We start from the raw sequence: 21,189 nt of genomic DNA, 5'->3' as shown, positions 1-21,189 counted from the left end.
CCCATTAACGCACACATACTACATGCTTGCCGAAGGGAGGATACAAACTATGTTTTCTGATGTACTTAGCCAATTATTTGATTCTATTTCTAACATTATTAACACACTTGGGTAATTCCTATGACACGCACATACTACATGCTTTCTGAAAGGAGGATACGCTCTATGTTCTCTGATGTACTTAGTCAATTATTCGATTCTATTTCTAACATTATTAATACGCTTGGTTAATGTTCAAAACCCGTTATCTCTCGAGAATAGCGGGTTTTTTATATAAAGAAGCCCCGCTCATAAAATAGAGCGGGGCTTTTTGCATTACATTTTTTCCGGCGCAGATACGCCGATAAGTTTTAATGCATTCGCAAGCGTGATTTGTGTTGCTTTCATGAGCGATAGACGTGCTGTTGTTTTTGTTTCATTTTCAACATCAATGACCTTCTCGGCGTTGTAGAAGCTGTGAAGGGCTGATGCTAGATCATAGATATAGTTTGTGACGCGGTGCGGAATACGTTTTTCTGCTGCTTCTGCTACAACTTCTGGGAAGCTGCCGATGATTTTCAGAAGATCGTATTCTTTATCCGACTGAATGTGAGAGAAATCTGCTTTTTCAAGGTTTGGCTCGTAGCCTTTTTCTTCCCCTTGACGCAGCATGCTGCAAATTCTCGCATGTGCATATTGTGCATAGTACACAGGGTTTTCGTTAGACGTAGAAATCGCTAAGTCTAGGTCAAAGTCCATATGTGTCGCCGCACTTCTCATTGCAAAGAAATAGCGAGTGGCATCTAAGCCCACTTCTTCAATCAAGTCACGCATTGTGACGGCTTTACCTGTACGTTTACTCATCTTCATTTTTTCACCGTTTTTGTAAAGGTGAACGAGCTGAATGATTTCGACTTCCAGTTTGTCCGCTGGATATCCGAGTGCTTGGATTGCCGCTTTCATTCGAGGAATGTAGCCGTGATGGTCCGCTCCCCAAATGTTGATGAGCTGGTCAAAACCTCTGTCTAATTTGTCTTTATGATATGCGATATCTGGAAGCAAGTACGTGAAGCTGCCATCTTTTTTAATCAGGACACGGTCCTTGTCATCACCAAAATCAGTTGAACGTAACCATGTTGCGCCGTCTTCTTCAAAGACATAGCCTTTAGCGCGAAGTGTTTCTAGCGCTGGTTCGATTTTTCCGTTTTCGTATAAAGAGGTTTCTGAATACCATACATCAAATGGGACACGGAAATTCTCTAGGTCGACACGTAGTTTTTCTAGTTCATATTTTAAACCGTACTCACGGAAGAATTTCATACGCTCTTCTTCTGATTCATGCACGAAACGGTCACCAAATTCATCCGCAAGTTTCTGCCCGATGCCTTTGATGTCTTCTCCTCGGTAACCGTCCTCTGGCATTTCTTTTTCAAGACCGAGCGCCTCAAAGTAGCGTACTTCTACAGATAGAGCAAGATTATTGATCTGATTGCCTGCATCGTTGATATAGTATTCACGGCTCACGTCGAAGCCTGCTTTATCAAGGATGTTGCAAAGAGAATCTCCTACAGCTGCGCCGCGGGCATGTCCAAGGTGAAGGTCACCTGTTGGGTTGGCTGAGACGAATTCGACTTGTACTTTTTGACCGCCGCCTGTATTCGTTTCGCCATAAGCCTCTTTTGCTTCAAGAACAGCTGGAATAAGCTTTGTTAAATATTGATTGTTCATATAAAAGTTGATGAATCCTGGACCTGCAATATCCAGTTTTTCAATTGAAGCTTTGCCTTTGTCAAAAGCTTTCACAATGTCCTCGGCGATTTGACGAGGTGCTTTTTTCGCAATGCGTGCAAGCTGCATCGCCATATTGGTGGAATAATCACCGTGAGTTTTGTCTTTTGGCACTTCCAAAAGAACATCCGGCACCTGGCTTTCATCAGCAAGTCCTGCTTTGACGACTGCCGCAATGATTTCTTCTTTTAACGCATCTTTGACCTGTTCTGCGATATTCATGAACGTAAATCCTCCTTATATGAAATCGATAATGTATGTAAATGCTTTTGATCTTCACCTGTCAGCATATCGTACGTAATGTGCAGAAGCCCATTGTCTACATCAAGATCAATACCATGTGTGTGCACATCGAGCTGAAGTGTGCCAAATGGCATCGTGTAATGTGTCACGGTCGTTTCTCCAATGAGAAAGCGCTGCTTCATTTGAATCGCACCTGATCTCATGACAAAAATTTCTTTTTCACTTATTTTGACAACAGTTTTTACTTGACCCATTTCATGTTCTTCATGGTAAGTGAGGTACGTTTTGTCATTCTTCTCTTGATACGTTCCAGTTGTTCGGAATTCGATCGTTTCAGCCGGTTCCGTCTCTGGTTTCATCACTGACTTTACATGAATTGAAATTTGGTTTTGTGTCATTTTGCACTTCCTTTGCTAAGACCCGTTTAACTAAAATAGTATACCATAATCCCGATTGCCTATCATCCCATCATTTCTCATCTTCGTGTGGATGAAACTCCATTTTTGATCTTCACATTTCTCTTAGAAAAAAAGAAAAATGAAGCTCACCCCTATCACGAGTCCAGTCTTGAGCCCTGCGCTTTTTCGATTGATGAGATAAAACAGTGCTTGGATGCCTGAACTTGCCAAAAATGCCTGAAACAAATCAAATGGGAGAAGATGCCCTTGCTTATAAACAAACTGCATCAACAGCGCTATGCCAGTGAGATAGAAAAAGCCTCGATCCTGAAACAGATGAACCATCTCATCCTTTGCCTCTTTTTTCGAGGTGAACGTGGGCGGACTCGCTGCAAGCTCTCTTTTCAGCGTAAGAAAGCCTGCCGCTAACACACATAAAGCGAGTAATACCATCAATACAGAAGAAAACATGACCCGCCTCCTTTATCATGTCACCAATGTAAAAAAAGAGCTTGTCCATATGAGATGACAAGCTCCTCTATCAAGATGTTATTTCACAAAACCAAGCAGCATTTCTCGTAAAAGTTTGCTTGCTGTATTCGCCGTTTGATCGGAATGATCATATACAGGCGCTACCTCTACAAGGTCTGCACCGACGACATGCACATCAGAACCTGCAATAGCATGAATAGATGCCAGCAGTTCTTTTGACGTAATACCGCCAGCATCCACAGTTCCAGTACCAGGCGCATGAGCTGGGTCGAGTACATCGATGTCAATTGTCACATAAACTGGGCGGCCTTTCAGCTTTGGCAATACTTGCTTCAATGGCTCCAGCACTTCAAATTTAGAAATGTGCATACCTGCTTCTTTTGCCCATTCAAATTCTTCTTTCATCCCTGAACGGATGCCGAAAGAGTATACATTTTCAGGTCCAATAAGTCCTGCCACTTTACGAATCGGTGTCGAATGTGAAAGCGGCTCACCCTCATATTCCTCACGAAGATCGGTATGTGCGTCCATATGGATGATGGCCAAATCAGGGTATTTCTTATACATCGCACGGAAAACCGGCCAAGACACAAGATGCTCGCCACCCATTCCTAATGGAAACTTCCCTTTTTCTAAAATGCTGTCAACATACTCTTCAATTAAATCTAAGCTTTTCTGTGCATTGCCAAATGGAAGCGGGATGTCGCCAGCATCAAAGAATGGCACCTCGTGCAGTTCACGATCTAAATAAGGACTGTATTCCTCTAATCCAATGGATACTTCACGAATACGGTTCGGGCCAAAACGTGAGCCTGGACGGTAACTGACGGTCCAATCCATCGGCATCCCGTATAAAATGACTTTCGCATCTTCCCATGTCGGATGACTTCCAATAAACACTTTTCCTGAGTAAGCCTCGTCGAATCTCATACAAGATTCCTCCTTTTACGCTTCAAAAAATGCGCAAACTGACATTTGCGCATTTCCATTTCGCTTGATTTATTTGATTAAATCGCTCACAAATTTCGGCAGAACGAATGCCGCTTTGTGCAATTCTTTTGTGTAATATTTCGTATCAATATCAAAGAAGCGGCTGTCTTCTACAGCTAGTGGATCATACTTCTTAGAACCAATGGTAAATGTCCAAAGACCGCTTGGATATGTTGGGATATTCGCTGTGTATAGCTTGGTAATCGGGAAAATTTCTTTTACATCACGCTGTACATTTGTAATTAACTCAGGTGTGAACCAAGGGTTGTCCGTCTGTGCAACGAAAATACCGTCTTCTTTTAGTGCTTTTGAGATTCCTGCATAGAAACCTTTAGAGAACAAGTTCACAGCTGGTCCAACTGGCTCAGTTGAGTCAACCATGATCACGTCATATTCGTTGTCGGCTTCCGCAATGTGCATAAAGCCGTCTCCGACTTTTACATCTACACGAGGATCGTCTAGTTTCCCAGCAATTGAAGGAAGGAACTTCTTCGAGTATTCAATGACCTTGCCATCAATATCAACAAGTGTCGCTTTTTTCACACTTGGATGCTTCAGGATTTCACGAATAACACCACCGTCTCCTCCGCCTACGACAAGGACATTTTCCGGGTTTGGATGAGTGAAAAGAGGAACATGCGCCACCATTTCGTGGTATACAAACTCATCTTTCTCTGATGTCATCACCATACCGTCTAAAAACAGCATATTGCCAAACTCTTCTGTTTCCACCATTTCTAAATGCTGAAAATCTGTTTGTTCTGTGTGAAGGGTTTTGTTCACCTTCAATGTAATGCCAAAATTCTTCGTTTGCTTCTCTGTATACCAAAGTTCACTCATCGTTCATCTTCCTCTCATCCAATAATAAACAAACATCTATTGTTAGCGCCTTTTATCGGCTATGACTATATCGATTGTCCAAGAAAAAAGTATAGTGGATTCATATCAAATTGTAAAGAACCGCATGAGATAACTTCATTTTTAAAGCGCACCCTTGCAGTCGCCTGTTTAAAACGGTTTTCTTTGTCCCATACTGATAAAAAACCGTCAAAATGGGGGCTTTGCATGGACACAATCATGAGTAATAAAAAAATCCGCATGACCGTGAAAACGATTCGGGCCTGTTTTTTTATCGGCTTGCTCGCTTTTCTATTTGCAGGCACAGTCTTTTTGACGATTCTTTTACTTGCTAAGTGGCAAGGCGCTCCCTCTGTTCAAGTTCCCCAATCCACGACCATTTATGCAGCCGATGGGTCTAAACTTGGCGAATCAAGCTTTGGAGAAAAGAGATATTGGGTTCCGTTAAAGGACATGTCCCCTCATATACAGCAGGCAGTGGTCGCGGTTGAGGATAAAACCTTTTATCAGCATCACGGCTTTGATGTGAAACGCATGGCGGGTGCTGCGGTGGCAGACATTCGTGCAATGGCAAAGGTACAAGGCGCCAGCACGATCACCCAGCAATACGCACGAAATTTATATTTAGATCATGATAAAACATGGAAGCGAAAGTGGAATGAAGCCTTTTACACGATCCGCTTAGAACAAAACTATACAAAAGATGAGATATTAGAAGGATACTTGAACACCATTTATTATGGCCACGGCGCATACGGCGTGGAAGCGGCATCTCGCCTTTACTTTGGGAAAAAAGCGAAGAACTTAACTTTAGCTGAGTCTGCCTTGCTTGCCGGTATTCCAAAGGGGCCTTCTCTCTACTCCCCTTATGTGAACGAAGAAAGAGCCGAAGCAAGAAAAAAGATGATCCTAAAGCAAATGCAAGAGGATGGCATGATCACAAAAAAAGCGGCTGCTGATGCCAGCAAGGAAAAGCTGTCCTATCGCCCGCTCAAGCAAAAGCAGCTGCAAGCAAAGTTGGCCCCGTATTTTTATGATGATGTCATTCGCGAACTGAAACAAACGCTGGGTTTAACCGAGGAACAAATTGAAACGTATGGTCTTCATATCGAAACGACCTTACAACCTGAATTACAAAAAATCGCTGAAAAGACTTTAACCAACATCATGGATTCTGAATCAGGTATCCAAATTGGCTTAACCGCCATTCATCCCCAGACAGGTCATGTGCTCGCCCTCATCGGGGGAAGAGATTACGAGAAAAGCCCATTCAACCGGGTCACACAAGCGAAAAGACAGCCCGGTTCAACAATGAAACCGCTTCTCTATTACATGGCTTTGCAAAATGGGTTTACACCAGCAACGGTGATGCGCAGTGAGGAAACCGTTTTTGAACTCGATGAACAAGGAAGCGGCGCTACTTATTCACCAAGCAACTATCACGGCTATTACGCCAATGACGGTATTACGATGCTTCAGGCTTTGGCTCTATCTGATAACATTTATGCGGTCAAAACCCATCTATTTTTAGGAATGGAACAGCTCGTACGTGCAGGCAAGGCGTTTGGGATTCACGAAAAACTAGATCAAGTGCCTTCACTTGCGCTAGGTACCTCACCTGTCAAACCAATCGAAATGACCAATGCTTACGCGATGCTGGTCAATGGAGGAAAACGCGTCAAACCAACCTTTATTACGAAAGTAACGGACGCAAAGGGCAACGTACTATTTGAGGAGAAACAAAAACGAGAGCAAGTACTAGATGAAAAAGCAGCATTTGTCACCACTGACATGATGTCAGGGATGTTCAATGATCAATTAAATGGCTATACAAGTGTCACAGGACGTACCATTTCAAAAGATCTTACCAGAAATTATGGAGGAAAATCAGGGACGACAGGCGCTGACAGCTGGATGATCGGCTTCTCTCCCCAGCTCGTCACAGGTGTGTGGACCGGCTATGATAAAGGACGCACCATTGACTCGGTCAAAGAAACCGCCTATGCGAAAAAGATATGGGCTTCCTTTATGGAATCAGCCCTCTCAAACCAGCCAGCCTCCTCCTTCATGCCGCCAGACGGTGTAAAAGGCGTATATATCAATCCACAAACCGGTGATCTCGCAGGCCCAGGATGCGAATCAAAGGTATTTACCTATTTTATAGAAGGAACGGAGCCGACCGGTGTCTGCTATGGTGCCGAGAACAAAGCATCTGAGCAAGACACGGCTCAGGATCAACAGCCTAAGAAATGGTGGGAAAAGTGGCTGAAACGTTAAAAATGGACATGAAAAACCCCGAGATCTGCATCTCGGGATTCTCCATGTCCTAGCTTTAACACCAGTTTACTGAAAAAACGACTGGAATTGGTATCCATTCATCATTCTTCACAAAAATTTCACAATTACTCAGGAACAGCCAATCCTTCTTTTAATTCATCTGTGGATGCTTCCCATAACGCCTCATTGTGACTCTTCAAGAAATCAGCGAGCACCTTTTTCGAACCATCATCCATATGACTGACAACGATTTTACGCTTCATGGATTTATCCATTAAATTCACATGCTCAGGAAGTGATTTATATCCTCTGCGGATCGAGCGGTCAACCGTCATTTCACAAGCTGTGACACCAGCATAATATGGTCCCTCTTCTCTACGGTCAATCGTCACCCATACGAGCCAATACGGTTTTCCGTTAGGTACCTCTTCTTTGGTTTTTAAAAATTTAATTCCTTTTTCGACGGCACTTCTTGCATGCATCGCACCAATATCAATGACGGCTTCCTTTTCCTCCACATCAATGATCACTGGCGAGATATTATCAAGGCTGAGGGCACCTGCCCCAAAACCTCCATGCCCATCCGTTGCATCTGTTTTTTTAATGATATTAAAACCAATTGGTTTCTTCTTTTTACCTTCCATTCACTAAACCTCCTAAAGCAGCGGCTTCAAAATAAGATTAAACCAGTCAATAATTTGATTACGCATTCCGATCAAAGGGCCAAAAACAAACTGACCTAGCGGCGTGATGACGAAGATGAGGAAAATGATGATTCCATACTGTTCAAATTGCGTCATCTTTGCACGGATGCCGGGACTGACAACATCCTCAATAATACGATATCCATCCAGCGGCGGGATCGGTAATAAGTTAAATAGGAACAAAATCACGTTCAAGTTAATAAAGATTTGGAAGAAATAATCGATCCCCGGCTCAAAGCGCATGAGCGACTCCCCGCCAAATTTCTGAAGAAGCACATACACAAAAAAGCCTAGAAACGCCAACACCAAGTTACTTAATGGGCCAGCAATCGAGACGCAGATTCCTGCTAAGCGCGGGTTTTTGAAATGGTACCGATTCACAGGTACAGGCCTCGCCCAGCCAAACCCAGCCACAAAGATCAAGATCGTCCCGAAAATATCAAGGTGCTTCAATGGATTGAGCGTCAGTCTGCCTTGATTTTTAGCTGTCGGATCTCCAAAACGATACGCAACATATGCATGCGCCAGCTCGTGCATCGTAAAAGCCACAACAAGCGTAATGGCGACATATGGAATCAGTTCTAATGGATAAACAAGAAATTGGTCCAAAGGCATGAATCCCTCTTTCTTTCTATACAATGATTTACTTCATTCAGTATACTATAAGAAGTCCCTCAAACTAAAGGGAAGCGTAGCACTACAGGAAAAAGGAGGTTGCCATCATGCCGATTATCACCGTTCAAATGCTTGAAGGAAGAACAGATGAGCAGAAAAGAGCTCTTGTGGAGAAAGTCACAGATGCCGTTGTTGAAACAACAGGCGCAGGTGCAGAAAAAGTCTCTGTCATTATTGAAGAAATGAAAAAAGAACATTATGCTGTAGCAGGAAAGCGAATGAGCGACCTGTAAGCATATAAAAAGGACAAACACTTTTTCGGTGTTTGTCCTTTTGTCTCTTACCTTATCTGTACCAAGCTTTATTACGGTTCACTTGATTTTTATGAGCCGCATCGAAGTAATCGACAGTGTAAGAATAATCATAATTCATTAGGCAGACAATTCCGCTGCCTTGAGGGTCATGCGGCAAACCAAAGTTATGGCCGTATTCATGTGTAGCCGCTTTTGCTGTATTCGCTGTTCCTTGATCAAGGTTGACACTGAATGCACTTCCGCTCGGTGCACTATTGTAAACATAAGCGATTCCGCCAGCATCAAAGTTTGGATTTGCTGTAAATCCTGTGACAAAATCGTATCCTCTGCCATCAAAGCTGCGCTGAAGGTTAGACAAAATTTGTGATGCATTTGATCCTGAAGACGTCCAAGACCCTACGGCTTGTACGACAAAGTCCACATCATGATCACGGTTAAATGTCACATCCGCTTGCTCAATGATGCTGACAATGCGCGTCTGCCAATCACTATATTTCGCACGATACTGCGCATCAGCTACTGCGTAGACGGTCACTTTCTGACTGCCTGTACTAGCTTTTGTTGAAATCGAATCTCCTGTATTTGCTTTAAAGGTTCTAGACCCTACCTGTTTACCAGACTCGTCTAAAATTTTTGTTGTCACATCTCTTTCAATAGGAGGTGCCTTCGTCAAATCTTTAAAATCGTTTGCCTTTGGCAACCCTTCACTAATATGTGTTTCGAACGGCGCATGACCATGATCATGCCCATGACCTGCACTTGCAACTGGTGCTGAAGCTGAACTTACCCCCGGTAACAAACTACCTACCAATAAAAATGACAAAAAGACTGAACGCTTTTTCATTCCTATCCCTCCTTTGTTTTTCACAAGGTTATATATTCACTGAAAATTCACCATTTTCCTTCTATTCAGTCAAAAACAGGGAATTGGATATACAGGAAGAAAGTCGAATCATGTCATTTTCACTAATTTTTCGGATATTTTGACACACATTTCATCAAAAAACAGCACTTTTGGTCTGGGTCATTTACATAGTAATCATCCGCCTTTTCCTAAAATGATGTCATAGACCCAGCCACACCATATAAAGAAGCAAAAATTGATATTAGAAAAGATAAATTCAGACTTTACTGATACGAATTATACTTCTTTGCGATTCTCCCTTATGATAAAGAACATAAAAACAATGCTACTTCAAAACAGAAGGGACGATCCACATGTCTGAAAACAAGCACATACAATTTGGATTAATGTTACATGGTCCAGGAGGTCATATGAATGCATGGAAGGATGAATCCGTTCCATCAGATGCAAGTGTGAACATTGATTATTATCAAGCAATGACAAAAAAGGCAGAAGCAGCGGGTTTCCGTTTTGTCTTTGTCGCAGATGGCTTATATATTCATGAACATTCAATTCCTCATTTCTTGAACCGATTTGAACCATTAACCATCTTATCCGCTCTTGCAGCGGTCACGAAACAGATTGGACTTGTGGGCACCGTATCCACTTCTTACAGTGAGCCCTTTACCATTGCACGGCAATTCGCATCCCTAGATAAATTAAGTAAAGGCCGGGCCGGATGGAATGTTGTGACTTCCCCACTTGAAGGCTCTGCTGAAAATCACATCATTCGTCCGCATCCAAGCCATTCACTTCGATATGAAATTGCAGAAGAATACTTAAAAGTAGTGAACGGCCTATGGAGCTCATGGGAAGAAGATGCTTTTATAAGAGATCGATCAACAGGGGTTTTCTTCGATCGGGATAAACTGCACACATTAAACCATCATGGCAAACACTTTTCTGTCAAAGGTCCTTTGAATATCGAACGATCTGAACAAGGTCAGCCCGTGATTTTTCAGGCAGGTGCGTCAGAGGCAGGAAAGGATCTAGCCGCAAAAGAAGCGGACGCAGTATTTACGAATGCAGACTCACTTGAGAAGGCGAAAGCATATTACCGCGACGTGAAAAATAGAGCCGCAGCGCTGGGCAGAAATCCAGCTGATATCAAAATTTTCCCTGGCATCCACCCGATTACAGGGAGAACAGTCGAAGAAGCAGAAGAAAAATATGAAGCCATTCAACATCTGGTTTCTATTGAAGAAGCCCTTCATTACCTGGGCAGGTTCTTTGATCACTTGGACTTCAGTCAATTTCCACTTGATGAGCCATTTCCTGATATCGGTGATGCCGGTTCAAACAGCTTTCAATCCACAACAGAATCGATTAAAAAAATGGCGAAAGAACAAAACTTGACCTTAAGAGAAGTCGCTCTACGAGTAACTACTCCCAAAAGCGCTTTTTTCGGAACTTATGAACAAGTGGCAGACCAGCTGATCCAATGGATCGAAGAAGATGCCGCAGATGGATTTATTTTTGGCGCGCCTATTCTAGCAAGCGGTTTATCTGAATGGACGGAGCATGTCATCCCGATATTAGTAGAAAGAGGATATTACGACCCGAATTATCCAGCTCATACCCTTCGTGAAAATTTGGGTCTGCCTATCAAGAAGAATCAGTTTCTTAAACAAACAGTGAAATAAACATGAAAGAGGGGTTAGCTCAAAGGCTACCCCTCTTTTCATGTTGGTTGATGCAGTCGATTTTCGATGAGATCAATGAATTGAAGTACGGCTCTTCCTGGCGAATCATTTGTTTTCCTCAATAGACCAACTGGCGGGGAAACATGAATGCCCTTTATTTCTAATACCTTGGTGCCTGGAAGGGTAAAGGAATGAGCAGTTCGTGTAAAAAGAGAGACACCTAATCCAGCCTGAACATAATGTTTATGGGACATGCTGCTCGTAATCTCTAACTTATTGTAATTAGTCCCAATGACATCGACGATTTGTTGTTCGATTTGAATACGGATGGGGCAATTGTGTGGCGTGAATAAAATGGTCTCATCCTTTAAATCGGTCACCTCCACTACCCCTTTTTCCGCTAATCGATGGGAAGACGGGACGAGCAGCACGATATCATCTTGAAAAAGAGGCTTATAGCTATTCTCCATCGAAGCTTCTGGTGCTCCGCAAATCGCAAAATCAATCTCATCATGCGAAAGTAAGGAACTCAACGTATTCGCATCCGCTACTTGCACAGAAAATTCTACATTCGGAAACCTTTCCTTGAATTCTGCAATAAGGGCAGGAAATTCTAAGCTGGCAGTGGGCTCAGAAACACCGATGCGAATGAACCCCGCAATGCCCACTTCTAAATCTTTTAGTGTTTTCGTCAATTTCTCATATTCATTGAGTAAAGAATTGGCTCTTTCATAAAAAAGCTGTCCTGATGCTGTTAACTTTAAGGTCTTCCCTCTTTCTAGAAGCTTCTCTCCAATTTCCTCTTCTAAATGTTTGATGTGCAAAGTGATGGTTGGCTGAGAATAATTCAGCGCTTCTGCTGCTTTTAAAAAATTTCCGTATTTCACGATCGTGGCAAAGGTGCGTATCGCTCGAATCTCCATGAAAACCCCTCTTCTCCCTGTATTTTAAATATCTGAATCGTGTATTTATGATTACTAATTATACTTTTCTATTGGTTTGCCTTATTATAATTTATATTATCAACTATTCCAAGTTGTTTAGAAGGAATTATCAGAAATGGAGGAGACGAATTGGCAAAAGTAACGATTATAGCAGGCGGGCATTCTGTCCAATCTCGGTTAACCGGTGTCCTGCAGCAGATCCATCATCGTTTGGCGTTCCATGGGATTGATGTTCATGTCATTCAAGTCCACCAGCTTCCTAGCGGCGCCTTAATCGGAGCAGATTTTTCAAACGAAGACATTGTCAAAGCCATTGAGCTTGTGAATGAGAGCGACGGTGTCATTGTGTTAACACCTGTCTACAAAGCGTCTTTTTCTGGTATTTTAAAAACTTTTTTAGATCTACTTCCCCAGAAAGCATTACAAGATAAACCCGTCCTTCCTTGTGTTTTAGGAGGAACATACGGGCATTTGCTCGTCATTGAATATGCACTTAAACCGATCATTCATCAACTCGGTGCAACTGTCGTTCAATCTGGCGTGTATGTTGTGGATCAACAGGTCACAAAGCAGGATTCAAATAGCTATGTGCTTGATCCAGATGCCACAGACAGATTAAACCTCGCACTATCTCAATATCAAAGTCTAATAGGAGGAACAGCCAATGTCGCTCATCCTTAGTATTCTTGATCAAAGCCTCGTCAGTGAAAACGAGAAAGCAGAGACGGGTATTCAGCATACTGTCAGATTGGCTGAAGCAGCAGATCAGCTTGGTTATCACAGGTTTTGGGTGTCTGAACATCACAATAATTCTCAAGTGGCAGGATCATCCCCTGAAGCCCTCGCTGGTTATCTTTTAGCTAAAACAAACCATTTGCGAATTGGGTCTGGCGGTGTCATGCTTCAGCATTACAGCCCGTTTAAGGTGGCTGAAACATTTCATGTACTGGCATCTCTAGCGCCTGGCAGAGTCGATTTAGGCGTTGGGAAAGCACCGGGAGGGTTGAACCTCTCGACACAAGCGCTTCAGGAAGATTATCAAGCGTCACGGAAAGACTTTTCTCAAAAATTAGTGGATCTCAAAACGTATCTAACTGAACAAGCAAATGAATTAAATGCTCAGCCAATTCCTAGCGTATCACCCGACATGTTCCTTCTAGGCGGCAGTATAGAGAGCGCGGAATTTGCAGCAAAACTTGGGATATCCTTTGTGTTTGCCTATTTTATTAACGGGGATGACGCATTATTAAAAGAAGCAAGAGAGACTTTTCAAAAATTCCAGACAGGGAACACGCACCAGCAATTTCTTCTCGCCATCACCGTATCTGTAGCGGAAGACCACAAACAAGCCCTCTCGTACATCAAGCAAAAGGAAACAGTAAAGGTCTCCTTTTCCGATGGAAGAAAGCTTAATGTGACGTCACTAGAAGATGCAGAAAAGCTGGTGAAAGGAACAAAAAAAGAACACTACAACATTCACGTTCAAAAAACCGGTTATACCGCTGGCACAAAAGAAACCGTTCATCGCCGGCTGACTGAACTAGCCGAGACATATGATATCAACGAGTTCATTGTGCTATCTCCGATTGTAAACATTGAGGCAAGAATAGCGTCTATCACATTATTAAAAGAAGCATTTGATCATGAACTAACAGCCAAAAACCAAATAAACCAAGAGGTGAGCGTCTAATGTCAAATAATCAAAAAGTCATTTTATGGAGCAAAAATGGATGCAGCTATTGTCAGGACATTCAGTCCTATTTCAACGAGCAGCACATTACTTATTCAACCATTGATGTAACAGAGCATGATCATTACAGAAATATTTTAGAAGAAAAATATGGCGTCCGTTATGTGCCAGTAGTAGAAATCAGCCGTGATACCCACGTGTATCAAGCATTGCTGAATCCAGATATCGATACTTTACGAAAAGCGTTGAGCTGACATTACACACTACCCTTTTGATTGGAGGTTTGTCATGAGTCGAGATATTTTTCGCATCGCTACCGAAGAAGATGCACCGGCTTTTCTAGAATTGCTGTCCAGTGCATTTAAACCGCTTGGAGAAATGGGCATTGATTGGCCATCCACGAACGCCACACTTGAAATGGTCACAGAAAACATCAAACAATCCGTTGCTGTTGTGTTAGAACGAGACGGGCGGCTCATATCAACCATCACCATACGTTTTCCGTGGGAGAGTACTCAACCGGTCTCAGGCTATCCATTTGTTTGGTGGTTTGCCACAGCTCCTGATTTAGCCGGTCAAGGGATCGGAAATAAGCTGCTCGATTATGTAGAAAACACCTTGCTCCGGCAGACATTTAAAGCACCAGCATACACACTGGGCACTTCTGGCCGAAAGCACCCCTGGCTTCTAGAGATGTACGAACGAAAAGGCTATACAGCATATATTGAACGTGAAGCCGATAATGGCGACTTAGGTGTATTAATGTATAAAGTCCTCATCCCTGAACGGTTTGATGCCGCCATATTAGGCGCACCGCCCTCAGAAGAAAAAGTCCAAACGACTTCAACATAGGAGGTGATTCAACATGGGGGAGTTTTTCAAATGGGAGTATGTCGTCACACTCTTCCCTAAAGTATTGTCAGCCCTTCCAACAACCTTACTGATCGTTTTATTTGCCACTTTGATTGGCAGTTTTCTTGGATTCATTCTTGCTTATTTCCGAATTGAGCGTATTCCCATCCTGCATCAGCTCAGTGCAATTTATGTCTCATTTATTCGTGGAACACCTATCCTTGTGCAAATGTTTATTGTGTTTTATGGCCTGCCTGGTGTGCTTGCAACAATTGGGCTTGATATCTCCATGTGGAACAAATTGATCTTTCTGTATATTACATATGGACTCAATACAGCTGGGTATTTTTCAGAAATATTCCGATCTGCCCTATCGAGTGTCCCAGCATCTCAATATGAAGCGGCCGCCTCGATTGGACTGACGAAATGGCAGATTTATAGAAGAACGCTTATTCCTCAAGCAGGGAGAATCGCCCTTCCTAATATCGGCGTGGCCATTGTCAACTTATTACAAAATACCTCCCTCGCCTTTACATTAGGTGTGATGGACATGATCGGAAAGGTTCAAACATTAGGGGCTTTATACTATCGCGTATTAGAAGGATACTTTATTGCTGCCGTTATATTTATCATTTTAAGTATGGTGTTAGAAAAATCATTTGACCTATTGGAAAAACGGATCAATACACCGAAAACAAAAAAACAGCGACAGACGGCATTGCTTCCCTTAAAAAGAGCCGAAGCGGCCTTCACTGTAGAAAAACGTGCAAAATAAACTGGGGAGGAATTTACATGAAAAATAACAGAATATTCAAAAATAATTACATCATCGGTCTGCTTCTACTTGGTTCATTGCTCCTTGCCGCCTGCGGAAATAACGAGCAATCGGATGAAGTCAAAGCAGAAGCAAACAATAATGACCCAGATGCAAAAGAAATCGTCATTGGGACAGGGAACGCCTATCAGCCTTTCGTTTACTTAGATGAAAACGGCAAATTAACAGGCTACGAGAAGGCTGTATTAGATGAAGTGGATCAGCTGCTTCCACAATATAAGTTTAAATATGAATCCTTTGAGTTTAAAAATATTCTGCCTGCTTTAGATGCCGGTAAAGTTGATCTCGCTGCCCACCAATATGAAATCAATGACGAGCGTCAGAAGAAATATCTATTTGGAAAAGTTGGTTACACAGATTATACAAGCTATGTTGTGGTGAATAAAGCATCCGGTCATGACTTTCAAAGCCTGGACGATTTAGCTGGACACAAAGTGCACACCTCTACAGGAAGTAATTTCGCTTATCTTCTAGAGCAATATAACGCAAAGCATGATCGGAAAATTGACATTGTCTACGGGGATGGCGGGAACGAAATTTTAGTCAAAAACCTGCAGAATGGCACGGTCGATGCTGCCTTACTCACAAAGTATGACGTCAATAAGCTAAACAAACAGTTCAATGCCAATCTTGTGACATCTGGAAAGCCTGTAAATGTATCTAAAACGTATTATCTATATCAAAAAAACAATACAAAACTTCAAAAAGACATTGATCAAGCCCTGCAAAAACTGATCGATAACGGCAAGCTCGCTGAATTGTCTAAAAAAATATTGGGCGGAGACTTTACTACATCATAAGAAAGGAGCGATCTGAGTGGATTTTGACGTTGCTTTTATGTTTCAGGCCTTTCTAGCCGCACTTCATTATTTGCCAACGACGCTGCTATTAGGTTTTCTCCCGCTATTATTCGGCTCCGTCTTTGGCTTTGGCATTGCCCTTATTCGTTTTTATCAAGTGCCTATATTGTCTCCATTGTTCAAATGGTTTGTGGCGATTTTTAAAGCCATTCCTGTTGTATTAATCTTGCTCGTATCTTATCTTATTTTTTCCGATTCGCTCGATCAATTGGCTGTATCTCTTTCGCTGCCCATCCGTTTTAGCGATTTAGATAGAAGATGGATTGCCATTTTCGCCCTTTCTTTATATGCCGTCAGCGGGTTATCAGAGATATTTCGAAGCTCTCTTGCGTCCATCCCAAAGGGCCAATTTGATGCCGCTCTATCCGTTGGTTTCACAGGCAGACAGGTGTTGCGAAGAGTGATCATTCCACAAGTCTTTCCCATCTCTCTTCCTTTACTGAACAACATGCTCATCAGTTTAATCAAAGCCTCTTCTCTCGTCTCTATGGTATCTGTGGTCGATATTTTAAACGGCGCTTTAATCAAAGCCAATGTGAACTATCGTTATCTTGAAGCCTACATTGCTGTTGCCCTTATTTACTGGGCGCTGTGTGCCTCTATTGAAGCCATTACAGCCGGATATGAGAAATATGGACACAAAAACAAAAGGAGACGATTTGCATGATTCACATCAAACAAGTGCATAAAGCATTCGGTCAAAACCAGATTCTAAAGGGAATTGATTTAACGGTAGAAAAAGGCGAAGTCGTTGTCATTTTAGGTCCGAGCGGCTCTGGGAAATCAACATTTCTCAGATGCTTAAATTTTCTTGAGCGTGCGGATCAAGGTGAAATCAGCATTGATCAGACCACTGTCACATTCAATCAAGCAAAACCGAAAGACATTCTAGCAATTCGCAGAAAAACAGCCATGGTCTTTCAGCAATACGACCTGTTTATTCATAAGACAGCACTTGAGAATGTCATGGAAGGCTTAGTCATTGCCCGTAAACAACCGAAAGACCAAGCCTATGACACAGCCCTCCATTTGCTCACAAAAGTAGGGTTACTAGAGAAAAAAGATGCCTATCCGCATCAATTATCTGGCGGACAGCAGCAGCGAGTAGGCATTGCAAGAGCACTTGCATTGAATCCGGAGGTCATTTTGTTTGATGAGCCGACCTCCGCTTTAGATCCCGAGCTTGTAGGTGAAACACTTGACGTCATTAAACAAGTGGCACAAACCGGGGTCACCATGATCATCGTCACCCACGAGATGAGCTTTGCCTATGATATTGCCGACAGGGTCATTTTCATGGAGGATGGGGTCATTGTTGAATCAGGCACCCCAGTAGAAGTCTTTGAACAGACGAAGGAAGAACGGACAAAACAATTTTTAGCAAGATTTTCTTATCATCATTCCTAAAAAACAAGTCGATCCATGAGGTCGACTTGTTTCTGTTTCTATATGCGTGCAAAATAAAAACCAGTCTGTTCTAGCCATTGGCTATTACATACTGGTTCTTATCGTTAGTTCAATTCCTTCAACTGATCAATATACGCAAGGGCTGCCTCAAATTCTTCGTCCGTATAGCGCTGCTTGCTTTTAATGGTGAAGACCTTTTCCTTTACCTCATCTTTTGGCAGATCATCAAAGTATAAAATCGTTGAGACAAGCTCTAGAAAACGAGACGATTGCTCATTCATCTGCTTCGTCAGCACTTTGAGGTCAGGCATGTCCACTTCACACTGATCGAGAAACTCTTTCCCATTGTCCGTCAGCGAATAGCGATATTGAAAGTATCCGCCCTTTTTTTCCTTCATTTCGTCCAAGAATCCAAGGTTGCACAGCTCTTCAATTCTGAGCGTCAACTCCTCTGAATAGGGGCCATAAAAATGAAAATCGTATTTCTCGTAAAAAGGCAAATCTAGCTTTTTTGCTATGTAAATCATTTTTTGCAGCTTCTTCCGTCCAACGATTTCCCCAGATTCAGAGAACACCTTCATCAACTTTGCATGCTCTTTCAACAAATTCCCGACATCTCCTTTTTCAGTACTTCCTTATCCCAATCCAAGCAGCTTCATGATCGCCTTCTTTTCTTCAGCTTTTTCCGACATATCTACAATTAAGTCCATCGGGAAATAAAGTTTATGATCGGTTCTTCGTTTACCGGAAATGGCGTCAACAATATCTGACTGTCTCGACAGTTCTTTAATATGACCACTTTGCGTCAAGAGATGGATCGGCAGCCGTTCTTCTTCTTCGCCCGGTCTATAGAAGTCATAAGGCAAATCAGAGGAAGAGTCGACCACTAAATAATAGTCAGGATCAATTCCTGCTTCTTTGAACAAAGCCGTCAGCTTGAAATATTTCGTCATTTCTTCATTTGGATTAAACTCTGTATATTGGAATAAACGGCGGTTCATAAAACGGCGGCACAAATCAGACAGCACGTGATCTTCCTCATCTTCCCACGCCTGAAAATAAAATAAAACAATGGATTCATCTAGCTTAATATAGTCCTCTGTGGTGACATTTCCTTCAAAAATCGAATAAAAATGCACAGGGGCATGTGTGAAAATATATCCCGTTTCATGCAGCTCTTTTGCACGATGGAGAATTTTCGTTAAAATGACTTCCGCACTGCGTGTCACTGGGTGGAAATAGACTTGCCAGTACATTTGATAGCGGCTCATAATATAATCCTCTACGGCATGCATCCCGCTCTGTTTTATCACAATCTGATCTTCTCTTGGACGCATCACGCGTAAAATACGTTCCATATCAAAGTGACCATAGCTGACGCCTGTATAGTAAGCATCACGCTGCAAGTAATCCATTCGGTCGGCATCAATTTGACTTGAAATCAAACTGACCACCTGTTTGTTTTGATACGTTTTGGCAATGACTTCTGCTACATGCTTTGGAAAATCGTCACTGACCCGGCGCAGCACTTCATTTACTTCCGTCTGCCCTAAAATGATATCTCTTGTAAACGATTCATGATCTAAATGAAAGACCTTTTCAAAGGAATGAGAAAACGGACCATGTCCAAGGTCATGAAGCAGGGCGGCACTCAGTACAAGCTCACGCTCCCCTTCATCCCATTCGGGTCTTCCTTTAAACACATCATCCACAATTCGTCTGACAATCTCGTATACACCGAGTGAATGATTAAATCGGCTGTGTTCTGCCCCATGAAACGTTAAATAAGTGGTGCCTAGCTGTTTAATTCGTCTAAGGCGCTGGAACTCTCTCGTTCCGATTAAATCCCATATCAATGCATCCCGTACGTGAACATAGCGGTGCACAGGATCTTTAAATACCTTTTCTTCGGATAATTTCCCTTTTGGATACGCCATCGTTTCGTCCCTCTTTTTTTAAGACGTGTTTCTATTATATCGGGTAACTTTTCCCGAAAACATCCTTGAATTTGCTGGCGAATGTGTTCTCATAGATTGAACGGACGTAAAAAGCCCGACCTGACAGGGACGGACCTCTTTTTAGGTCGACTGAACACATTCAGTGACATTTATTTGACTTTTTTTTGAACCTTTTCGAGTAACTCATCTTCTGTTGGTGCGGATAATGGGCGATTGTTCACAAACGCAAAAGCCTTTTTTCGTCCTGGACCGCAATACGATTGACAGCCAATCTCAATTTTTGCATCAGGGTCAACCGATTTAAGTCGAGGCAATAACGTTTTTAGGTTCGTCGCACCACAATCGTCACATACGCGAAACTCATTAGCCATGTTCTTACGCTTCCTTTCAATGATGAAACTTCATTCTATATGAAACAGTTGGACAACTAAGAGTGAATAATATACCACCCAACATTGTACATCGAAGCGACTGGAGTTGCAAGATGCATTGTCAGCACAGAGACGTATTCACATAAAAGCTAGTATTTTCCACTATCCTTTTAGCAAACTTGTATAAACCTTCTTCAACTTGGCTAATCTAATACCATCAAATCTTATGGGGGTTTAAACACATGTCAAAACAAAGACAAGATGCTTGGTCAGAGGAAAATGATCTCCTTCTGGCAGAAACCGTCTTACGTCACGTCAGAGAGGGCAGTACACAGCTGAACGCATTTGAAGAAGTGGGAGACAAGCTAAACCGTACCTCAGCGGCATGCGGATTTAGATGGAATGCTGTCGTGAGGCATCAATATGAAAAAGCATTGGCACTTGCCAAAAAACAGCGTAAACAACGCATGCGTGCACTCGGCAATGGGCAGCCTGCGAAAAAACGTTTGCTCTATCAGCCGCAAGTTGAAGAAACGATCACACAGGAAGAGTTCTCTCAAGAACTGGAACCTGCGCAAGAAGAAACGTTTGCACCTGCAGCCGAAACAGCCGAACAGCTTCAGTTTGTGGATCAAAGCTACAATGAAGAGTTAGCTAGTTTATCACATTTATTGTCACAGGCTTCTCAAGTGACAGAGAAAAAGCCAGAAAACAATCCATTTGGGCAGCGCCAAGAGCTAACCATTGAAGATATCATTGATTTCTTACGCCGCTATGAAGGCAATGGGCAGCAATCTTCTGCCTTACGCATGGAAAACAGCCGGTTAAAACAAGAAAACAATGAACTTTCACATAAAGTGTCGCAGCTAGAAGCTGAAGTGAAAAAGCTTGAAAAGGATCAGCTCACGATTCAAGAAGATTATGAAACACTCGTCAAAATCATGAACCGTGCAAGAAAACTAGTTTTGTTTGAAGAGGACGACAGTGCCGCACCAACCTTTAAAATGGATCGTAACGGCAACCTTGAAAAAATGGCTGAATAACCAAAAAGTGCTCCCCACCTGCGG

24 protein-coding genes are annotated in these 21,189 nt (G+C 42.5%); 12 read left to right on the top strand and 12 right to left on the bottom strand.

What is annotated here, in order from left to right; translation table 11 throughout:
• Positions 1 to 315: 315 nt before the first annotated feature.
• The 5 genes from argS to speE all read right to left on the bottom strand — a co-directional run bounded on the left by argS (position 316) and on the right by speE (position 4,730).
• Positions 316 to 1,989: an arginine--tRNA ligase gene (gene argS, locus ACTJJQ_RS10440; protein ID WP_076821273.1), complete on the bottom strand. Its 1,674-nt coding sequence runs from the start codon at positions 1,987 to 1,989 to the stop codon at positions 316 to 318.
• Positions 1,986 to 2,408, bottom strand: coding sequence for a DUF1934 domain-containing protein (locus ACTJJQ_RS10435; protein ID WP_007497707.1), 423 nt, complete (start codon positions 2,406 to 2,408; stop codon positions 1,986 to 1,988). The genes argS and ACTJJQ_RS10435 overlap by 4 nt, the downstream gene beginning before the upstream one ends.
• Before the next feature lie 123 nt (positions 2,409 to 2,531).
• A complete protein-coding gene (locus ACTJJQ_RS10430; protein ID WP_007497708.1) occupies positions 2,532 to 2,879 on the bottom strand; it encodes a hypothetical protein in 348 nt (115 codons plus the stop codon).
• 78 nt (positions 2,880 to 2,957) lie between these two features.
• Positions 2,958 to 3,830, bottom strand: coding sequence for an agmatinase (gene speB, locus ACTJJQ_RS10425; RefSeq protein ID WP_017360073.1), 873 nt, complete (start codon positions 3,828 to 3,830; stop codon positions 2,958 to 2,960).
• 69 nt (positions 3,831 to 3,899) lie between these two features.
• The gene (speE, locus tag ACTJJQ_RS10420) at positions 3,900 to 4,730 is read right to left on the bottom strand and encodes a spermidine synthase (protein ID WP_003214614.1); all 831 of its coding nucleotides are present in this window, start codon (positions 4,728 to 4,730) and stop codon (positions 3,900 to 3,902) included.
• Between the two features lie 225 nt (positions 4,731 to 4,955).
• Between speE and ACTJJQ_RS10415 the strand changes: the two genes are divergently transcribed.
• The gene (locus tag ACTJJQ_RS10415) at positions 4,956 to 7,025 is read left to right on the top strand and encodes a transglycosylase domain-containing protein (RefSeq protein ID WP_440600185.1); all 2,070 of its coding nucleotides are present in this window, start codon (positions 4,956 to 4,958) and stop codon (positions 7,023 to 7,025) included.
• Between the two features lie 125 nt (positions 7,026 to 7,150).
• Here the strand turns inward: ACTJJQ_RS10415 and ACTJJQ_RS10410 are convergent, their stop codons facing one another.
• A complete protein-coding gene (locus tag ACTJJQ_RS10410; protein ID WP_007497712.1) occupies positions 7,151 to 7,669 on the bottom strand; it encodes a YwhD family protein in 519 nt (172 codons plus the stop codon).
• A 12-nt stretch (positions 7,670 to 7,681) separates the two neighbouring features.
• A complete protein-coding gene (locus ACTJJQ_RS10405) occupies positions 7,682 to 8,338 on the bottom strand; it encodes a site-2 protease family protein (RefSeq protein ID WP_029575408.1) in 657 nt (218 codons plus the stop codon).
• A 113-nt stretch (positions 8,339 to 8,451) separates the two neighbouring features.
• On the opposite strand from ACTJJQ_RS10405, the gene ACTJJQ_RS10400 reads away from it, so the two are divergent.
• Positions 8,452 to 8,637: a 2-hydroxymuconate tautomerase gene (locus ACTJJQ_RS10400; RefSeq protein WP_008343530.1), complete on the top strand. Its 186-nt coding sequence runs from the start codon at positions 8,452 to 8,454 to the stop codon at positions 8,635 to 8,637.
• A gap of 52 nt (positions 8,638 to 8,689) precedes the next feature.
• Here the strand turns inward: ACTJJQ_RS10400 and ACTJJQ_RS10395 are convergent, their stop codons facing one another.
• Positions 8,690 to 9,502, bottom strand: coding sequence for a zinc-dependent metalloprotease (locus ACTJJQ_RS10395; RefSeq protein WP_035389836.1), 813 nt, complete (start codon positions 9,500 to 9,502; stop codon positions 8,690 to 8,692).
• 374 nt (positions 9,503 to 9,876) lie between these two features.
• On the opposite strand from ACTJJQ_RS10395, the gene ACTJJQ_RS10390 reads away from it, so the two are divergent.
• Entirely contained in the window at positions 9,877 to 11,205 is a 1,329-nt protein-coding gene (locus tag ACTJJQ_RS10390; RefSeq protein WP_440600184.1) for an LLM class flavin-dependent oxidoreductase, read from the top strand.
• 38 nt (positions 11,206 to 11,243) lie between these two features.
• Here the strand turns inward: ACTJJQ_RS10390 and ACTJJQ_RS10385 are convergent, their stop codons facing one another.
• Positions 11,244 to 12,128: a LysR family transcriptional regulator gene (locus tag ACTJJQ_RS10385; RefSeq protein ID WP_440600183.1), complete on the bottom strand. Its 885-nt coding sequence runs from the start codon at positions 12,126 to 12,128 to the stop codon at positions 11,244 to 11,246.
• Positions 12,129 to 12,278: 150 nt separating this feature from the next.
• Between ACTJJQ_RS10385 and ssuE the strand changes: the two genes are divergently transcribed.
• Genes ssuE through ACTJJQ_RS10345 form a run of 8 tightly spaced genes read left to right on the top strand, consistent with a single transcriptional unit; the run spans position 12,279 to position 17,793 of the window.
• Positions 12,279 to 12,830, top strand: coding sequence for an NADPH-dependent FMN reductase (ssuE, locus tag ACTJJQ_RS10380; protein ID WP_041507919.1), 552 nt, complete (start codon positions 12,279 to 12,281; stop codon positions 12,828 to 12,830).
• The gene (locus ACTJJQ_RS10375) at positions 12,814 to 13,839 is read left to right on the top strand and encodes an LLM class flavin-dependent oxidoreductase (protein ID WP_427243551.1); all 1,026 of its coding nucleotides are present in this window, start codon (positions 12,814 to 12,816) and stop codon (positions 13,837 to 13,839) included. The genes ssuE and ACTJJQ_RS10375 overlap by 17 nt, the downstream gene beginning before the upstream one ends.
• Positions 13,839 to 14,093, top strand: coding sequence for a glutaredoxin family protein (locus ACTJJQ_RS10370; RefSeq protein WP_249476688.1), 255 nt, complete (start codon positions 13,839 to 13,841; stop codon positions 14,091 to 14,093). The genes ACTJJQ_RS10375 and ACTJJQ_RS10370 overlap by 1 nt, the downstream gene beginning before the upstream one ends.
• Before the next feature lie 34 nt (positions 14,094 to 14,127).
• The gene (locus ACTJJQ_RS10365; RefSeq protein ID WP_008343543.1) at positions 14,128 to 14,691 is read left to right on the top strand and encodes a GNAT family N-acetyltransferase; all 564 of its coding nucleotides are present in this window, start codon (positions 14,128 to 14,130) and stop codon (positions 14,689 to 14,691) included.
• Between the two features lie 13 nt (positions 14,692 to 14,704).
• Positions 14,705 to 15,466, top strand: coding sequence for an amino acid ABC transporter permease (locus ACTJJQ_RS10360; protein WP_008343545.1), 762 nt, complete (start codon positions 14,705 to 14,707; stop codon positions 15,464 to 15,466).
• Between the two features lie 17 nt (positions 15,467 to 15,483).
• Positions 15,484 to 16,326 carry a transporter substrate-binding domain-containing protein gene (locus tag ACTJJQ_RS10355; protein ID WP_440600182.1) on the top strand — a complete coding sequence of 281 codons (843 nt, stop codon included), beginning with the start codon at positions 15,484 to 15,486 and terminating at the stop codon, positions 16,324 to 16,326.
• A gap of 16 nt (positions 16,327 to 16,342) precedes the next feature.
• Positions 16,343 to 17,053 carry an ABC transporter permease subunit gene (locus tag ACTJJQ_RS10350; RefSeq protein WP_082472976.1) on the top strand — a complete coding sequence of 237 codons (711 nt, stop codon included), beginning with the start codon at positions 16,343 to 16,345 and terminating at the stop codon, positions 17,051 to 17,053.
• Positions 17,050 to 17,793, top strand: coding sequence for an amino acid ABC transporter ATP-binding protein (locus ACTJJQ_RS10345; protein WP_024719447.1), 744 nt, complete (start codon positions 17,050 to 17,052; stop codon positions 17,791 to 17,793). The genes ACTJJQ_RS10350 and ACTJJQ_RS10345 overlap by 4 nt, the downstream gene beginning before the upstream one ends.
• Before the next feature lie 104 nt (positions 17,794 to 17,897).
• Here ACTJJQ_RS10345 and ACTJJQ_RS10340 read toward each other — a convergent pair whose 3' ends face one another.
• The 3 genes from ACTJJQ_RS10340 to ACTJJQ_RS10330 all read right to left on the bottom strand — a co-directional run bounded on the left by ACTJJQ_RS10340 (position 17,898) and on the right by ACTJJQ_RS10330 (position 20,122).
• Positions 17,898 to 18,398 (bottom strand): YwgA family protein, encoded by a 501-nt coding sequence (locus ACTJJQ_RS10340; RefSeq protein WP_045033903.1) that lies wholly within the window; start codon positions 18,396 to 18,398, stop codon positions 17,898 to 17,900.
• Positions 18,399 to 18,428: 30 nt separating this feature from the next.
• Positions 18,429 to 19,730 carry an HD domain-containing protein gene (locus ACTJJQ_RS10335; RefSeq protein WP_440600181.1) on the bottom strand — a complete coding sequence of 434 codons (1,302 nt, stop codon included), beginning with the start codon at positions 19,728 to 19,730 and terminating at the stop codon, positions 18,429 to 18,431.
• A gap of 170 nt (positions 19,731 to 19,900) precedes the next feature.
• Positions 19,901 to 20,122: a DUF1450 domain-containing protein gene (locus tag ACTJJQ_RS10330; RefSeq protein ID WP_045033902.1), complete on the bottom strand. Its 222-nt coding sequence runs from the start codon at positions 20,120 to 20,122 to the stop codon at positions 19,901 to 19,903.
• A 242-nt stretch (positions 20,123 to 20,364) separates the two neighbouring features.
• Between ACTJJQ_RS10330 and ACTJJQ_RS10325 the strand changes: the two genes are divergently transcribed.
• The gene (locus tag ACTJJQ_RS10325) at positions 20,365 to 21,165 is read left to right on the top strand and encodes an RsfA family transcriptional regulator (RefSeq protein ID WP_440600180.1); all 801 of its coding nucleotides are present in this window, start codon (positions 20,365 to 20,367) and stop codon (positions 21,163 to 21,165) included.
• Positions 21,166 to 21,189 lie beyond the last annotated feature (24 nt).

Origin of the sequence: Bacillus sp. 22483 (assembly GCF_052044605.1) — a bacterium.
GTDB classification, from domain to species: domain Bacteria; phylum Bacillota; class Bacilli; order Bacillales; family Bacillaceae; genus Bacillus; species Bacillus altitudinis.
This window is presented reverse-complemented; position numbering and strand designations above follow the sequence as displayed.

Excerpts from the sequence above, each read along its gene's own strand:
- argS (WP_076821273.1), bottom strand. The coding sequence starts at position 1,989 with ATGAATATCGCAGAACAGGTCAAAGATGCGTTAAAAGAAGAAATCATT.
- ACTJJQ_RS10435 (WP_007497707.1), bottom strand. The coding sequence starts at position 2,408 with ATGACACAAAACCAAATTTCAATTCATGTAAAGTCAGTGATGAAACCA.
- ACTJJQ_RS10430 (WP_007497708.1), bottom strand. The coding sequence starts at position 2,879 with ATGTTTTCTTCTGTATTGATGGTATTACTCGCTTTATGTGTGTTAGCG.
- speB (WP_017360073.1), bottom strand. The coding sequence starts at position 3,830 with ATGAGATTCGACGAGGCTTACTCAGGAAAAGTGTTTATTGGAAGTCAT.
- speE (WP_003214614.1), bottom strand. The coding sequence starts at position 4,730 with ATGAGTGAACTTTGGTATACAGAGAAGCAAACGAAGAATTTTGGCATT.
- ACTJJQ_RS10415 (WP_440600185.1), top strand. The coding sequence starts at position 4,956 with ATGGACACAATCATGAGTAATAAAAAAATCCGCATGACCGTGAAAACG.
- ACTJJQ_RS10410 (WP_007497712.1), bottom strand. The coding sequence starts at position 7,669 with ATGGAAGGTAAAAAGAAGAAACCAATTGGTTTTAATATCATTAAAAAA.
- ACTJJQ_RS10400 (WP_008343530.1), top strand. The coding sequence starts at position 8,452 with ATGCCGATTATCACCGTTCAAATGCTTGAAGGAAGAACAGATGAGCAG.
- ACTJJQ_RS10395 (WP_035389836.1), bottom strand. The coding sequence starts at position 9,502 with ATGAAAAAGCGTTCAGTCTTTTTGTCATTTTTATTGGTAGGTAGTTTG.
- ACTJJQ_RS10390 (WP_440600184.1), top strand. The coding sequence starts at position 9,877 with ATGTCTGAAAACAAGCACATACAATTTGGATTAATGTTACATGGTCCA.
- ACTJJQ_RS10385 (WP_440600183.1), bottom strand. The coding sequence starts at position 12,128 with ATGGAGATTCGAGCGATACGCACCTTTGCCACGATCGTGAAATACGGA.
- ACTJJQ_RS10375 (WP_427243551.1), top strand. The coding sequence starts at position 12,814 with ATGTCGCTCATCCTTAGTATTCTTGATCAAAGCCTCGTCAGTGAAAAC.
- ACTJJQ_RS10370 (WP_249476688.1), top strand. The coding sequence starts at position 13,839 with ATGTCAAATAATCAAAAAGTCATTTTATGGAGCAAAAATGGATGCAGC.
- ACTJJQ_RS10365 (WP_008343543.1), top strand. The coding sequence starts at position 14,128 with ATGAGTCGAGATATTTTTCGCATCGCTACCGAAGAAGATGCACCGGCT.
- ACTJJQ_RS10360 (WP_008343545.1), top strand. The coding sequence starts at position 14,705 with ATGGGGGAGTTTTTCAAATGGGAGTATGTCGTCACACTCTTCCCTAAA.
- ACTJJQ_RS10355 (WP_440600182.1), top strand. The coding sequence starts at position 15,484 with ATGAAAAATAACAGAATATTCAAAAATAATTACATCATCGGTCTGCTT.
- ACTJJQ_RS10345 (WP_024719447.1), top strand. The coding sequence starts at position 17,050 with ATGATTCACATCAAACAAGTGCATAAAGCATTCGGTCAAAACCAGATT.
- ACTJJQ_RS10335 (WP_440600181.1), bottom strand. The coding sequence starts at position 19,730 with ATGGCGTATCCAAAAGGGAAATTATCCGAAGAAAAGGTATTTAAAGAT.
- ACTJJQ_RS10330 (WP_045033902.1), bottom strand. The coding sequence starts at position 20,122 with ATGGCTAATGAGTTTCGCGTATGTGACGATTGTGGTGCGACGAACCTA.
- ACTJJQ_RS10325 (WP_440600180.1), top strand. The coding sequence starts at position 20,365 with ATGTCAAAACAAAGACAAGATGCTTGGTCAGAGGAAAATGATCTCCTT.